General features: G+C 61.4%; 14 protein-coding genes. 6 read left to right on the forward strand and 8 right to left on the reverse strand.

The window, feature by feature from the left end; all coding sequences use genetic code 11:
• The first annotated feature begins 213 nt into the window (after positions 1-213).
• A complete protein-coding gene (locus LDH74_RS23085; protein WP_226043092.1) occupies positions 214-1,767 on the forward strand; it encodes an AMP-binding protein in 1,554 nt (517 codons plus the stop codon).
• Positions 1,768-2,114: 347 nt separating this feature from the next.
• On the opposite strand, the gene LDH74_RS23090 is transcribed toward LDH74_RS23085, so the two are convergent.
• The 4 genes from LDH74_RS23090 to LDH74_RS23105 form a co-directional block, all read right to left on the reverse strand.
• The gene (locus LDH74_RS23090) at positions 2,115-2,993 is read right to left on the reverse strand and encodes a fumarylacetoacetate hydrolase family protein (protein WP_226043093.1); all 879 of its coding nucleotides are present in this window, start codon (positions 2,991-2,993) and stop codon (positions 2,115-2,117) included.
• A gap of 169 nt (positions 2,994-3,162) precedes the next feature.
• The gene (locus LDH74_RS23095) at positions 3,163-3,345 is read right to left on the reverse strand and encodes a hypothetical protein (protein ID WP_226043094.1); all 183 of its coding nucleotides are present in this window, start codon (positions 3,343-3,345) and stop codon (positions 3,163-3,165) included.
• A 160-nt stretch (positions 3,346-3,505) separates the two neighbouring features.
• Entirely contained in the window at positions 3,506-4,591 is a 1,086-nt protein-coding gene (locus tag LDH74_RS23100) for a cupin domain-containing protein (protein WP_226043095.1), read from the reverse strand.
• Between the two features lie 155 nt (positions 4,592-4,746).
• Complete coding sequence (locus LDH74_RS23105; RefSeq protein WP_226043096.1) at positions 4,747-5,655, reverse strand: SDR family oxidoreductase; 909 nt, start codon at positions 5,653-5,655, stop codon at positions 4,747-4,749.
• Positions 5,656-5,989: 334 nt separating this feature from the next.
• On the opposite strand from LDH74_RS23105, the gene LDH74_RS23110 reads away from it, so the two are divergent.
• Complete coding sequence (locus LDH74_RS23110) at positions 5,990-6,313, forward strand: hypothetical protein (protein ID WP_226043097.1); 324 nt, start codon at positions 5,990-5,992, stop codon at positions 6,311-6,313.
• A gap of 168 nt (positions 6,314-6,481) precedes the next feature.
• Here the strand turns inward: LDH74_RS23110 and LDH74_RS23115 are convergent, their stop codons facing one another.
• The 3 genes from LDH74_RS23115 to LDH74_RS23125 form a co-directional block, all read right to left on the reverse strand.
• The gene (locus LDH74_RS23115) at positions 6,482-7,717 is read right to left on the reverse strand and encodes an FAD-dependent monooxygenase (protein WP_226043098.1); all 1,236 of its coding nucleotides are present in this window, start codon (positions 7,715-7,717) and stop codon (positions 6,482-6,484) included.
• A 246-nt stretch (positions 7,718-7,963) separates the two neighbouring features.
• Positions 7,964-9,424, reverse strand: coding sequence for a nucleoside recognition domain-containing protein (locus LDH74_RS23120; protein WP_226043099.1), 1,461 nt, complete (start codon positions 9,422-9,424; stop codon positions 7,964-7,966).
• A 280-nt stretch (positions 9,425-9,704) separates the two neighbouring features.
• Positions 9,705-10,097 carry a universal stress protein gene (locus LDH74_RS23125; RefSeq protein ID WP_226043100.1) on the reverse strand — a complete coding sequence of 131 codons (393 nt, stop codon included), beginning with the start codon at positions 10,095-10,097 and terminating at the stop codon, positions 9,705-9,707.
• A gap of 171 nt (positions 10,098-10,268) precedes the next feature.
• Between LDH74_RS23125 and LDH74_RS23130 the strand changes: the two genes are divergently transcribed.
• Positions 10,269-10,484 carry a hypothetical protein gene (locus LDH74_RS23130; protein ID WP_226043101.1) on the forward strand — a complete coding sequence of 72 codons (216 nt, stop codon included), beginning with the start codon at positions 10,269-10,271 and terminating at the stop codon, positions 10,482-10,484.
• Positions 10,485-10,517: 33 nt separating this feature from the next.
• Here LDH74_RS23130 and LDH74_RS23135 read toward each other — a convergent pair whose 3' ends face one another.
• Positions 10,518-10,913 (reverse strand): thioesterase family protein, encoded by a 396-nt coding sequence (locus LDH74_RS23135; protein WP_226043102.1) that lies wholly within the window; start codon positions 10,911-10,913, stop codon positions 10,518-10,520.
• 208 nt (positions 10,914-11,121) lie between these two features.
• Here LDH74_RS23135 and LDH74_RS26570 point away from each other — a divergent pair, with 208 nt between their 5' ends.
• The 3 genes from LDH74_RS26570 to LDH74_RS23145 all read left to right on the forward strand — a co-directional run bounded on the left by LDH74_RS26570 (position 11,122) and on the right by LDH74_RS23145 (position 15,246).
• On the forward strand, positions 11,122-11,250 hold the full coding sequence (locus LDH74_RS26570; RefSeq protein WP_255681118.1) for a hypothetical protein: 129 nt from the start codon (positions 11,122-11,124) through the stop codon (positions 11,248-11,250).
• The gene (locus LDH74_RS23140) at positions 11,247-14,324 is read left to right on the forward strand and encodes an FAD-binding and (Fe-S)-binding domain-containing protein (RefSeq protein ID WP_226043103.1); all 3,078 of its coding nucleotides are present in this window, start codon (positions 11,247-11,249) and stop codon (positions 14,322-14,324) included. Before LDH74_RS26570 ends, LDH74_RS23140 begins: the two co-directional genes overlap by 4 nt.
• Positions 14,325-14,700: 376 nt before the next feature.
• Positions 14,701-15,246 (forward strand): helix-turn-helix domain-containing protein, encoded by a 546-nt coding sequence (locus LDH74_RS23145; protein WP_226043104.1) that lies wholly within the window; start codon positions 14,701-14,703, stop codon positions 15,244-15,246.
• The last annotated feature ends 63 nt before the right edge of the window (positions 15,247-15,309 follow it).

Raw genomic sequence — 15,309 nt, forward strand, 5'->3', positions numbered from 1 at the left:
CGAACCACTACATCGATGTGACTGAGCGGTCCGCGACTACCGAGCGAAGCCGAGTTGGGGAGCGGTGAACGATACCGGCGCTTGCGATCCGATGGAGTGAACGGAACTGACGACGGTGGCCTGAGTGCGAATATATCCTACTATACGCCCGTCGTTTGACGGGGATTCCATAATCATTAATACCCTCGGTAGTGCTCATCACACATAGCCCGTATGAATTTCATCGAGACCTTCCACCGTACCGTTCGACGGTACTCGTCGGATACGGCGATCATCTTCGACGATGGGTGGTCGTTGACCTACCGGGAACTCGACGACCGTACCACCCGTCTCGCGAACGCCCTGAACGACCGAGCGGGCGATCGTCGGGCGGCGACGCTGGCGGTCAACGGCCCGACAGCCATTGAGATGATGATCGCGAGCCAGAAGCGTGGGATTGGCAACGTCCAGTTGCCGTTTCGCGACAGCCTCAGCGGACTCAGATCGATGCTCGAGCCCACCGATACGGCAACCCTCGTCTTCGACGACGCCAACGCTGAGAAGGCCCTCGATGTTTTAGATCACACAGATATCGAGTACGGCATTCACGCTGGAAAGACGTCAATTGATCGTGATGATGTCGAGTCGTATGACGTTGTCCTCTCGGACGCGTCAATCGGCGAGGTCGAGCCGTATCAGGACTACGAACACGGCGTCTTCTACACTAGCGGGACGACGAGCGCGCCGAAAGCGGTGCTGTTCGATCAGGAGAAGCTCTGGCACGGCAGCACGCAGGCAATCATGGAGATGGGTATCGAAGAGACTGACACGGCGCTAGTGACGACACCGTGGTATCACATGATGACCTGTGACGCCTGGATCCTGCCCCACATTCAGGCCGGTGCGACGCTGGTCGTGCAGTCGGACTTCGATCCTGACGAGACGCTTCGGCTCGCAGCGGACCACGACGCGACGGGGCTGTTGGCCGTGCCGACGCAGCTGCACGCGCTGGCCGATCGCCAAGCAGAAGCCGAGTACGACATCGACGCCCTCTCGTACATCCGGATAGGCGGCTCGATCGTCACAGAGGGACTCGTCGAGAAGGCATCCGAGCACCTTACCGAGGGCGTCTACAATACCTACGGGCTGACCGAAGGCGGACCGAACCTGACGTTCGCACACCCCTCTGTTCAGGACGAACACGCAGGGATGATCGGAAAGGAGTCGTTCGTATCAGAGGTCCGCGTCGTCGAAGCGGCCGACCCAGACGAGGTTCCAGATCCGGAGGCGACAGTCGACCCCGGCGAGACGGGCGAAGTAATCGCTCGTGGGCCCGGCACCTGTGATGGCTACATGGACCGTCCGGAGGAGACCGAGTGGCTGATTATCGACGACGAGTGGATCCGGACGGGCGACGTCGCCGAAGTCAACGAAGACGGCTACCTGTACATCACCGGCCGCGTCGACAACATGTTCGTCTGCGGTGGCGAGAACATCTACCCCGAGGAGGTCGAGGAAGTCGTTGAGACCCACGAGGACGTCGACGAGGTCGTCGTCGTCGGCGTCGAGGATGAGAAATGGGGCCACCAAGTGGCCTGCGTCGTTTGTCCCGACGCAGACGATCTCACAGAGGACGAACTGGACGAGTTCTGCAAGGATCACGACCAACTGCCGAACTTCAAGCGCCCCCGCGAGTACGTGCTGACGAAAGAGAAGTTACCGCGGACCGACACGGGAACCGTCCAGCGGGAGACGGTCCAGACCGAATTCTTCGCCGAGGCCGAGTAGACCGTTTTCGAGCGGGGAGGTCTCGGACGGTGTTTTGATCCCCTCCGAAATCGAACGACCGATATACACCGAACTACTGCCGAGAGTGTACGATATTACGGGCCAGGACGACGGCGACGCTAGCTACCACACGTTCCTCGTCGAACAATTACACCCCCTCAATCTTCGAACGATCTCACTGGGATGGGTTTCGAACGTGTTCGACCCAGCGATATCGCGATCGTTGGGGCCACCGATACGCCGGCAGTAGCGCTCAACGTACTCGTCTCGCTCGAGGACTGAGAAACCGAGAGACCGACCGAGAATGGAATCGAAAGCCTTGGGCCGAGACCGGTATTCGGTACCCGTTATTCGCCCTTCTGACTCTTCTGGACGTCGATGTCCTCGAAGGCGACGTCACGCTCGGTGACGTCGACAGTCATCGCGCCGACGCCCTCGATCTCGGCGTCGATGGTGTCGCCGTCCGAGAGCGGGCTGACCCCCTCCGGCGTCCCCGTGGTGATGACGTCGCCGGCCTCGATGGTCGCGCCGATCGAGGCGTACTCGACGATGTCGGCGCAGCTGTAGATCATACCGCCGGTGTTCTGCTGCTGCTTGGTCTCGCCGTTGAGCTGCAGTTCCATTTCGAGGTCGTGGGGGTCATCGAACTCGTCGGCGGTCGTGACGCAGGGACCGATGATCGTGAACGTGTCGTAGGACTTGCGGTTCGAGCGGTCCTGGTCGCCGCGGACGGAGACGTCGAGCAGGATCGTGTAGCCCAGGACCGCATCCCAGACGTCGTCGGCGTCGATGTCCTTGACGTCCTCGCCCATGACGAACGCCAGTTCGATCTCGTGGTCGACACGGCGGTCGTTGAACGGCAGTTCGATGCCGTCCTCGGGGCCGGCGACGCTCGAGGGGGCCTTGAGGAAGTAGCCCTTGTCCTCGATGGTGAACCACTCCTCAGTGACGATGTCCTTGTCAGCGAGGGCTTCCTCGACGTGGTTCTCGTAGTTCAGCGGCGCGGCGATGACCTTGCCGGGTCGGCGTACCGGGGATTCGATGGTGATCTCCTCGCGGTCGTAGTCGGGCTCTTCGTCCTCGTACTCGCTGGCGTCGTAGTCCTTTCGGGCGTACTCCTTGAGCGGATCGTTCGTCTCGAGGCCGAGTTCGTCGGTCACGTCGATGATGCTGTTGTCGTCGGTCAGTAGGCCGAGCCGATCGTCGTTGAATCTAACGAGTCGCATGGTAGATACACTGCGATCCGTCCACATAAATCATCCTCTCTCGTTCCCGTCCGTTCGAAAAATGATGATGTACTTTGACCGGAGTTCGACGTTTCGATAATCTCGTCACACGTCTCGTGTTTGCTTCCCTTTCCCGTGGCGGTCCGGGAGCGGACTGCCGACTCGTTCGTCAGCCGTCAGCGGCGATCTGATCGTCGAAGACGTCGTTCGAATCGAAGATGCTGCGACAGTCCTCACACACCATCTGGCCGTCGATCGCGTACTCCCACAGTTTGCCGCCGCAATCCAGACAGTCGAAGTGCGCCCGAACGAACGGGTCGTGCTCCGCGTACGGATTCTCGAACTCTGCCATACAGACAGGGTACGGTCGCCGACCAATAAAGTATTCCCCATGTTGACGGGTGCCGGTTCGGTGCGGCGAGTTCGGGCTGTCGAGAACGAGTACAGAAGTGAGAGTGAAAACGGGAGAGCGCACGACCGCGATGTACGATCGCTTCGAAGCGAAGACGGGGTTATTCGTCGGGCGCCGATTCGGCGTAGAAGTTGAACGCCTCGAACACCGGTCGATCGGTCATGCCCAGCAGGATCGCTTCCTCGCCGTCCGGCTCGTGGCTGTGGAGTTCGTTTGGAGGGACCACGAAGATATCCCACTGTCCCCACTCGAGAGTCTCGTCGCCGACGTGCGTGGCGCCCTCTCCTTCGATGACGAAGTAGACCTCCGTGGCGTTGTGGAAGTGCGTCTCAGTCGCTTCTTGCAATAACTGCGCCCGGAACGACATCGTCGGGAACAGCGGCGGCTGGCCGTTCGTCGGGTTGACGTAGGCCATGCTGTAGCCGTCGTAGGGGTCGGGCGTGTTGTTGTCCGCGCGCTGGCGCAGCGTCCGGATGGTCTCCTCCCAACTGAAGCGGTGTGGGGGAGTCGGGTCGCGGATCCCATCGAACGGCCCGGGGATACCGTCGCTTTTGCTCTCATCGGCGGGGCGACCCTGTCCGAACTGAGAGTCCCAGTAGCCCTGCGTCTTGGAGACGGGCTGACGCTCGAGCTCGTGGTTCTCGAAGACGTTCGAGGCGTTCAGCGAGTCGAGGACCAGCGGCAGATCCAGTACGTCGAGCCACATCGCCGTCTCGTCGGAGTCGTTGACATGGTCGTGCCACTCCCATTGGGGCGTCGTGATGAGGTCATTGTTCTCCATCGGGAACTCCTCGCCCGCGACGACAGTCTTCATGTCCTCGTGGCCGTCGATGGTAAAGCGCAGGGCGTTGGCGCCGTGACGGTGAGACGGTGCTGTCTCACCGGGCGAGACGGTCTGCACACCGACGTAGATCGTGTTCGAGATGGCATTGTCCATCCCGGTGTTGATCGGCACCGCGACCCGGCGCTGGAACCCTGGCGGGAGTTCCTCGATAGGCATGTCCTCCTCGACGTTGTCGATCGCCCGCTTGATGTCGTCCCACTTCCAGATATCCGCCTGGAGATTGTCGTAGACGTTCCCCATCGTGTTCTCGACCTCCCAGAGGGGACGGAGGTCGTTCTCCTCGAGGATCTCTCGGGTCTCCGAAGTCAGTTCTATGCGCTCTTCGGGGTCTTGCTGTGCCATAGTAGCTAATTCCGGAAGAATCGACATAAGTGTGTTGGAGAATCCTGCGGGAGTGACATCGTTCAGGAAGGGGACCGAATATGTCCGCTGTCACAACTGTGCCCGCCCTCGCACGAGAGACGGTCACCGACTGTCGGGCCGTCTAAAGCCCGATACTACAGGAACCGGTCGGTCCGCGTCGTCTCGTAGCCGTCGGCGATCGAATCGAACACCTCGTTGACCGCGTCGACCGTCCAGCCGTCCTCGGCGACGCCGGTCCGAATCTGCCGCGGTTCCGAGAGGATCCCAATCTCGTCGCCCGCTGCGGTCACAGTGACGCCCGTGACGTCGGCGGCGGCCTCGCTCAACAGATAGACTGCAGCAGGCGCGACGTTCTCGGGTGGCAGTTCCTCGCGCGTGTACGGCCGGTGCTCTTCCGGAATCGTCTCGGTCATCCGCGTGTAGCCGTTCGGAACGAGCGCGTTGACCCGGACGTCCTGGCGGTGCAATTCCGTCGAGGCCGAGCGGACGAAGCCGAGGACGCCCGCGTTCGCGCTCGCGTACGCGAGTTGCCCGACGTTACCCAGCGCCCCTCTGGAACTGACTGCAAGGAAGGATCGGTCGTCTGCCGCATCTGTGCCATCGGCCTCGCTCTCGTCCCCGTTATCGACCGAGCTCCAGTGGCGGACGGCACTGCGCAACAGCGTGAAGTTGCTCCGGAGGTGGCTCTGCATCACGGCGTCCCAGTCCTCCTCGGACAGCGACCAGGACATTCCGTCCCGGAGGATTCCCGCGAAGTTGGCAACGCCGTCCAGTCGGCCGAACGACTCGAGGGTCGTCTTGACGGCTGCCTCGGCGTCCTCGGCGTCGGCGGCGTCACCGAAGTGGGCGACCGCCGAGGCGTCCTCGATCTCGCCGATCTTGGCGGCGATCTCGCGGGCTGGCTGTGGATCTGACCCGGTGCCGTCGACGGCGGTCCCTAAATCGGAGACGACGACGTTCGCACCCTCGCGGGCGAGTTCTCTCGCGGTCGCCGCGCCGAGTCCGTTGGCACCGCCGATGACGAGGTATGCAGGGTCGGTCACGCGAACCACCCTTCCGTCGCTCCGTCCGCTCTCTTTTCGTCGTCGAGTACTGTCCGCTCGCGCTCGCGTGCTCGCACGGTCGCTTGGCAACTCTCGCTCGTGGGCATGAATGGAATCATCGCTTGATACGCAGTCCCCGATATTCATGGTTCGGAATCGGCGAATCTAGAACCGCCACCAGCACGAGGCCGCGATCGAAATCCCTCGTAATCACGATCTTTCTTCTCAAGGAGAAGGAGCGAGATCGGACGGCCGTCTCCGATTGGAATCATTTCAGCTCCAGAGGTGAACGAAAGGGGATGGATTTAGGTGACCACGCTACAAAAATGAGTGTATGGTACTCGAACGAGACCTCGAAGCAGTGACAGCCGAACAGGACGACCTTCCGGATGTCGACGCGATGTACGACAAGTGTGAGGAAATCGCTATCACTGACGTGCTCGACCGTGAGTTCGTCACCGAACGGACCGACTTCGAAACCTTCGATGAACTGGTGTCCGAGAGCCCCAGCGAGGCTGGTTCCGCCGCGGAACTTGAGACGATCCCCCACGGCGAGTGGGACGAGTTCGTTGCTGAACGGACCGACTTCGACGACGAGGAGGCATTCGTCTTGGCCGCCCGCGACCACTGGGTCGCCAAGCGACTGGACCTGACCTGAATCGGTCCCTTTCTGCGATCGTTTTTCGCTACTCCACCGTACGGCGCTACGTCGAGACGCGTCGCTCACGGCGCATCGACGTCCGCTACTAGTCGCTGCTGAGAGCGAGCAAGAGGCCGCCACGTAGCGGTGACGGTTTGAATGCGAAAACGAGAACGAGTCGGTCGTTCAGTAGTTACCGGTCGAGACGATCGGCGGTGACCCATGGGGGCCGTACGGTGCGTCGTCGAGCCACTCACCGGCGGTCTCGAATTTGTCGGCCATCGAGGCGGCCACCTCTTTCCGGAGGACGGTCACCGGATCGTCGCCCTGGAGGTACTCGAGAGCCTGTCCGGCCGCGCCGAGGTTGTATTCGGCGGCTTTCTCACGACGTGCTGCGTACAGTTCGACCTCATCGCGGGCGACCGCGTCCGTGCGGGCGTCGAGTGCAACAGAGATGGCGGAAGCGGCCTCGTCAGCGTCGGCGATACCGGAGTTCATCCCGCGAGCGCCGAAGGGCGCCAACAGGTGTGCGGCTTCGCCGGCCAGCAGGACGCGGCGGTGGTCGTCGACGAAGGTGTCCGCCATCACCTGAAGGAAGTGATAGGTGGAGACCCACTTCAACTTGTCCGCGTACTCCTCGCCCATGATGTCGCGGACGAACTCGCGCATCCGCTCGTCGCTGCTGAGTTCCTCGGGATCGTCGCCATCGATACACTGGATGTCGAGCCGCCAGCCGCCGGTGAAGGGAACAAGCAACACGTTCCGTCCGTCGGCTTCGGGCGCGTCGTAGTGGAACATCCGCTCTAGGTCCGGATGGCCGTCGTCGATATCCTTATCTTCGACGTCGGCGATAATAAAGGCGTTCTCGGACTGGTCGCCCTCGAAGTTGGCGCCGATCTCCTTGCGGACCGTCGAGCCGCCGCCGTCCGCGCCGATCAGGTGCTCGGTCTCCCACTCGCGGCCGTCGTCGGTCTCGACGGTGACGCCGTCCGGCGAGGAGTCGACCGAGACGACCTCCGACCCCCAGTGGATGTCGATACCGACCTCTTCCAGCGCCTCGAGCATGTACTGCTCGGTCACGACCTGCGGAACGCTGGTGAAGTGGGGGATGTCGCCGCTACCGCCTGGCGAGTCGTACGTCCGGTTGAACACTTCCTTACCCTTGTAGAGGGTTCGCCGGGTCGGCCAGACAAGCCCTTCCTCGACGAGATCGGCACCCAGTCCCGGACGGATCCGCTCGAGGGTCCGAAGCGTCGAGCCGTGGACGTAGATGGCCCGGCTCCCCGATCGATCGCGGTCCTCGGGATCCGCCTCGAGGACCGTAGTCTCGATTCCCCGTGCGTGCAGTGCGAGCGCAGTTGTCATGCCAACTGGTCCGGCACCGGCAACCAGTACCGGTACGTCGGTCGTATCATCGCTCATGGTTCACAGTGACGTAGCACTCACCCATAGTGTTTATGGTGTCCACTAATAGCCCTCTATGATGTTACGATTGTCGATAGTAAGAGAAGAAGGATTACAGTGAACATCATAGCACCGCTCGGCGGCTCGAGACCGCAGGAACTGTCGGACGAACTACCGCGGCGTCAGACGATATCGAAGAGCGGTCGCGCAGATCGGAACCAGAGTCTGGCGAGAACCGTGGACGGTGATCGACGACCTGTCGGCTCAGATGAGGCCGACGGCGGCAGCACCGTGGGTCAGCGCGGCCGCGATGGGAACGAGCAGCGCAGTCCGGAGGATCAGGAGGACCGTGAGATCGCGGAAGCGCATAGGAACGTCGTCGAACATGTCGACCATCATTGGGACCGATGCGGCGAAGAAGAGCGCCTGCGCGCTTGTGACGATCACGACGAACACTTTCGTCGTGAGGCTCGTGCCGACGACGACTGTCGCGCCCACGAAGTACTCGCCGGCGCCGGCGAGGACCGCAATCGCGGCCATCTCGGGGTCCGGGATACCGAGGATCGTCATCAACGGAACGAACGGCGCAGCGAGAAGTTCGAAGAAGTCGGTGTATGCCTCGAGCAGGAGGACGGTCGTCGCGATCGTCATGATGGTGCCGAGGATCGTCGCGGTGAGTTTCGTCCCGTCGACGAACCCGTTGGTCGCCGCTCGCGGGATCGATTCGCCTTCGTCTGCCGTTTTAACGCCTTCATTGAAGGCGAATCGAAAGTAGTCGGTCACAGTACCGGTGAACTGCGGTTCCGGATCTGGTTCCGCGATGTACTCCTCAGGAACCGTCGAGAGCGGCGGGACGCGGACAAGGATCGCTGCGACGATGAGCGTCGCGATCACGTACAGCGCGATGACGATCGGGAAGATATGTAGAATCTCAAGGATGGCGGCGACCGCCCCGACGCTCCCGAGGTTCGCGGTCGCGAAGCAGGTGCAGATCGCGAACACTTCGCGCTTGTTGTAGCCGCCGCGGTCGAAGACGTTGCGGGTGAGGTAGTAGCCGATGCTGAACGAGCCGAGCCACGATGCCGCGCTGTCCAGAGCTGACCGTCCTGGCAGGTTGAACAGCGGCCGCATGATCGGCTGGGCGAGCGTGCCGATGAACTCGAGACCACCGAGTTCGGCCAGCAGGTTAACGAAGATACCGCCGACCGGAATCACGAGCACGATCGTAAGCATGAGGACGTCCCAGGAGGTGCCCGCGATCGCGTCGCTAAGCAGCCAGTCGGGCCCGACGCCGAAGAACATCGAGAGCCCGAGTGGGATCGCGATCACGCGGAACGCCCAGAACGGTTTCGACGTCTGCCAGTACTCGGGCTGGATGAGATCCCGTGCGCGTTCGCTTAGCGCGATCACGTCCTGATAGTACAACACAGACACCGTCGTCATGACCGCCCCGGTGAACAGCACGAATAGGACGAACAGTTCGACGGCGAGCAGCGCCGTCGACTCGATGTACGACAGTAGTACGTCGAGCGGAATCGTTGTCTGTCCTTGGTATTGGACGGGGAAGAGAAAGAAGAACGCCCCGGTCGTGAACGCGAAGAGGAACTTGAGCGTCGGTCGCAACCGTTTCTCGACCAAGTTCACGTCATTGATCGACTTCTTATCGGGAGACACGGATTCACCCGATATGTGATCGTCATCTTCCCAGCTCTGACCACCGAACATAGTTCGATAAATCGTACCATGTGTCATAAAAACACCGATCATATGTCGCAATACGTATTATTATAACAATAACCACATACATTATATTTCTATTTTAGAAGTGGAAAATACTGGCTGATGCCGATCGAGAGCAGTGAAACTACGATCGGAGTTCTACTGCCGGTGTCTGCAACGGCTAGGACAAATTCGACTGTGTGGTAGCGACGGTAGAACAGTGCGGCGAATGCTGCGGTCGTCGACCGTGCAGTCGCAACCGGCTTCGCCGTCTTCTGGACTGTGGTTACTCGGTCGTGCTCAGCAGCACCGTCTGATCGGACCTCAGGATCACGTCCTGCGTGACGCTCCCGAACAGCGCCTTCCCGGTCGGTGATCGCTTCCGGCCAGCCAGGCTGATCACGTTGGCGTCGAGCTCCGCGGCCTGGTTCAGAATGTTCCGGACGGCGTCGCCGCTCGACTGCGCGACTTCGACGGTAAAACCCGCCTCCTCGAGCCGCTCGCTCGCTTCCGAGACCGATTTCAAGTTCTCGGCGTCGGCGTTCTCGCCGTCGGCCCGGAAGACGTGATAGAGCACGATACGCACCTGATCAGTCTCTAGCGGGAGCTCGGTTACCGATTTGACCTGTTCGACCGCCCGTTCGATATCCGTGTCGATGCAGAGTAGGATCGTTTTCATGGGAATTACTCTCGAGTGCTCGGCGACGGAACCGTTCGCTGCCGTCGACCACTCGGATCGTCGTGTAACCGTTACATCAGTTCACAACATTATAGTACTTGTTATCACGAGCCATTGCGGCAGCGTGGTCAGACCCGCCGAACAGCAGATCGATCGCGTGACCATGAACTCGTGAACCGGACCGTCGAGGGAATCCTGCTCTCATTGACCTACTGTATGCTCTGTAACGCGCCGACCTTGTCCAACCGACGCGACACCAACACGTTCGTCGACGGCGAGGGCGAGCGCTGGACGATCACTTGCGATGCGCTCGAACGCGAGAGCGACAGGCGAGAACTGACCCGTGTCTCGAGGTGCCACGGTCTGTTCTTCGCGTTCCGCTCCTAGTACGAGACCGTCGAAATCGGACCGAACTGAGCGTTAGATGCTCTCGAGCGCTTCCCGCAAATCGTCGGGAACTTCGACGCCGCTGTCGCCATCCATCGGTACGCAGACACGGTGTTCGGTCCCTTCAAAGACGACATCGCCGTCGTGGCTCGCCCGGTAGTTGAACTGGACGCTCGATTCCCCGACGGTTGCGTCCAGTTCGATCTCAACGTCGTCGCCGCCACGGACCTGACCCGTGAAATCGAAGTCCATCGAGACGAGCGGAAGGCCGAGGCCGTGTCGCTCGTGGAGTTCCCAGTAGGGCCAGCCGATCTCCTCCATAAGTATGTCAGACGTCTCGTGGACCGCGTCGATCATCCGCGGGTAGTGGGCGATACCGAACGGATCGGTGTCCGAGAACCGGACGGTCCAGGTGCGTGTGAAACTCATGACATCGTGAGGCGAGTGTACCGGCAAATATAAAGCTACTGTCGACACTGCGGCTTATCGCTCGGTGCCGTTCAGCGGTCACCGTCCGATCCAGAGTCCGTTCGCAAGCGGGTTGCTACCTGCTGTTCACGATCGGAAGCGATCGAAAAGCGAGAGAGTATCTCGCGAGAAAACATTGATGGGTGTGGCGTTCGAAGACCTCTCACGAATGACTATTGATACGCGGATCTGGATGCACCGGCCAAGAGACACCGGCAACGCGTCCGCGACCGAACCCACCGGTATCTGCGCCGTCTTCGAATCATCCGCCGACTCCCTCCGGCCTGATGAGCGATGACTGCGAGTCCTAACACCTCTCTCGACGTCGACGCACCGAACGCCGACGAGCGGGCGGAGTACGACTACGTCTCCGACGACGTCGAGCGACCGGATCTGGTCGCTGCTCTCCGCGAGCGGATCGACGGCGACGTCCGGTTCGATACCTATACTCGACAGCTGTATGCGACCGACGCGAGCGCCTACGAGGAGACGCCGATTGGCGTCGTCTTCCCGACGTCGACCGAAGACGTCGCGAGCGTCGTCTCCTACTGCGCCGACCGCGAGATTCCGGTCCTCCCGCGGGGCGGCGGGACGAGCCTCGCCGGCCAGGCGGTCAACGAGGCCGTCGTTCTCGACTTCAGCCGTCACATGGACGGGATCGTCTCCGTCGACGCCGACGCCCGACGTGCCCACGTCCAATCGGGCGTCATCCTCGAGGAACTCAACGACGCGCTGGCCCCCCACGGGCTGAAGTTTGCGCCGGACCCCGCCGCCGGCAATCGCAGTGTTATCGGCGGCGCGATCGGGAACAACTCGACGGGTGCCCATTCGCTGAAGTACGGGAAGACTGACGCCTATATCGAGGAATGCGAGGTCGTACTGGCCGACGGCACCGTCGCAACTCTCGGCAAGGTCGACATCGATGAACTACGCGAACGGGCGGATCCGAAGGGCGACCTCCTCGAGCGCATCTCCCACAAGGTCGTCCGAATCATCGACGAGAAAGCCGACGAAGTCCGCGAGCGGTTCCCTGACCTGAAGCGCAACGTCTCCGGGTACAACCTCGATATGCTCGTCGAAGAGGCTGAGACCGGAACCGTCAATCTCGGCCGGTTGCTGGCCGGCAGCGAAGGGACCCTAGCCGTCGTGACGGAGGCTGAGGTCTCCCTCGAGCCCGTTCCCGAGACGAAAGCGGTCTCCCTGCTGTTCTACGAGAGCGTCCTCGAGGCCGTCACGGACGTCCAACACGTCTTAGAGTACGACCCCGCGGCGGTCGAACTCATCGACGACGTGCTCATCGGACTGGCCCGCGAGACCGCGGAGTTCGAGGAGATCGCGGCGCTGGTTCCCAATAATGCACAGGCGGCGCTGCTCGTCGAGTTCTACGCCGATGACGACGATCACGGCCGGGAACGGACCGCCGGGCTCCTCGCCGATCGCGTGCCCGGCAGCGACAGCGAGGCGACGCCGTCCACCAAGCACCCCGCCGTCGACGAGGCCCACGCCTTCGAGGGACTCGAGGCGCATGCGGACGCCGAACGCGAGAAGTTCTGGAAGCTCCGCAAGGCGGGGCTGCCGATCCTGCTCTCGCGGACCTCCGACGAGAAGCACATCAGCTTCATGGAGGACTGTGCCATCCCGCCGGAACACCTCCCCGAGTTCGTCGAGCGGTTCCAGTCGCTGCTCGTCGAGAAGGACCGCGACGTCGACGCGGCCTTCTACGCGCACGCCGGGCCGGGCGTCCTCCATGTTCGCCCGCTGGTAAACACGAAGGCCACCGAGGACCGCGAAGACATGGTCGAGATCGCCGACGAAGTAACGGACATGGTCGTCGAATTCGGCGGTTCCGTCTCCGGCGAGCACGGTGACGGACGCGCCCGGACCCAGTGGAACAGGAAGCTCTATGGCGAGGAGCTCTGGCAGACATTCCGCGATCTGAAGACGGCATTTGATCCCGATTGGCTACTGAACCCTGGGAACATCTGTGGTGACCACGACATGACGGAAAACCTCCGGTACGACGACGAATACGCGTACGACGCCGGATTTGAGCCGTCGCTGAACTGGGACAACGAAAACGGCATGCAGGGGATGGTCGAGCTCTGTCACGGCTGTGGCGGCTGTCGGGGCGAACAGGAGACCACGGGCGGTGTGATGTGTCCGACCTACCGCGCCGCCGACGAGGAGATCACGGCCACGCGGGGCCGCGCAAACCTCCTTCGGCAGGCCATGAGCGGCGACCTCCCCGGCGATCCCACCGACGACGAATTCGCCGAAGAGGTACTCGACCTCTGTATCGGCTGTAAGGGCTGTGCACGGGACTGTCCGAGCGAGGTCGACATGGCGAAGCTCAAAACAGAGATCATGCACGCCCGCCATCAGGAACATGGCTCGAGCCTTCGGGACAAGCTCTTCGCCAATTTCGACCGGTTGGCACCGCTGGGCAGCGCGCTGGCCCCCCTCTCGAATCTCGTGCAATCGCTCCCGGGAGCCGGAACGATCACCGAGAAGACCGTCGGCATCGCTCACGAGCGGTCGCTGCCTGAGTTCCACCGCGAGACAGTTCAAGGCTGGTTCGAGTCGCGTGGCGGCTCCCACATTCCCGAGTCCGAGGCCGAGCGAAAGGCCGTCTTCTTCGCGGACACTTACACTAACTACAGCCATCCCGCAGTCGGGAAGGCAACGGTCCGCGTCCTCGAGGCCGCCGGAGTTCACGTCAACGTCGCCAAGCGAACCGACAGCGGGCGCCCGGCGCTGTCGAAGGGTTTCGTCGATAAGTCTCGCGAGACGATGCGGGCGAACGTCGCCGAACTCGCGCCCCGCGTCGACGAGGGCTGGGACGTCGTTCTCGCGGAGCCGTCGGACGCGGTGATGTTCCAATCCGACGCGCTCGATCTGCTCGGCGGGACTGGCGTCGAGTCCGTCGCGGCTAACGCCTACGGCGTCTGCGAGTATCTCGACGCGTTCCGCCTTGACGAGAACGTCGACTGGGCGGCCCCGTCGGAGTCGGTGGCCTACCACGGCCACTGTCACCAGAAGGCGACGAAGAAGGACCACCACGCCGTCGGTATCCTCCGCCGCGCGGGCTACGCCGTCGATCCGCTTGACTCGGGCTGCTGTGGTATGGCCGGCAGCTTTGGCTACGAGGCCGAGCACTACTCGCTGAGCCAATCGATCGGTGACATCTTAGTCGACCAGATCGACGACAGCGACGCGACCGTCGTTACCGCACCAGGGACCTCCTGTCGCACCCAACTCGGCGACAAGCGTCTCGATCCGACTCCCTCGGAGAGTTCGCTCGCCGACAGCGAGCTCGACGGCGAGGAGCCGCCGACGCCGGTCGAACTACTGGCGTACGCGCTCTCGCGATAACGGTGCAGACGTACCGCTCCGGTCGTTCCCACTGACGGTAGTTCGCGGCGATTCGGTACCGATCGTCTGAGCAATAGGTGGTATCCACGTCTCTCGTCGGACCGTGAGCAGGTGAGAAATCTCGAGTCGGTTTCTCACCTCCAGGTTAACAGGGAGGACATTGGGATTTCTAGCGTGATATATCCTCGAGTGAACTGGGATAGCACTGTGAAAACCGGAAGTCGGTTGTCCGGGTACCGAGTAACGGTCTGGCGTTCCGACGAGCGGGTCCGTCACAAGATTCGTCAACCGTCGGGTTTCGCATGCAGTGAGATACCGTCACATCCATAAGATATCAGGTAAACTTTTTACGACGTATCTCTCACAGGCGATTACAATGAACGATACCGAATCCTTCGACGTCTCTCCCCGTGACATCGCCATACTGAAAGCACGAGTAGATAACCCGACCTCGTCGACGCGCGAACTCAGCCGAATCCTTGAGGAGGAGTACGGAATATCACTATCTCATAATCGGATCAATGAGATTCTTCGGACGATGTCCGAAGAGGAAGTGTTTCGCGAGATGGTCCTCCCGAACCGGGAAATCTTTCGCCACTACCTATTCCGGGTCTCCTTCAACTTCCCGAACTTCGAGGACCACTGGCGGGACTGCTACGAGGCGCTTCAGAACGACCCACACGTCTTGATGTTCTTCACTGCGGACACTGACTACCAGTGGCACGCCATCGCCCAGTTCCGGACAGACGACCGGATGGAAAGTTGGGTACACGATTTCTTCAGTGATCACGGCGAACTGATTTCCGATTTCCACAACACGATGCTCCATAGCGTCCACAAATTCCAAACGGAGTCGGCAGTCTTCGACGACATCCTCGCAGAGACGGAAGAAGGACAGGAGTATCTCGACCACAGCGAGTAAACGAATTACAAATTCCTCAATTCCGGGGTATTTCACAGGCCCAGGTCCGTTTCCCCGGAATTT

It is taken from the genome of Natrinema sp. DC36, from assembly GCF_020405225.1.
Lineage (GTDB): Archaea > Halobacteriota > Halobacteria > Halobacteriales > Natrialbaceae > Natrinema.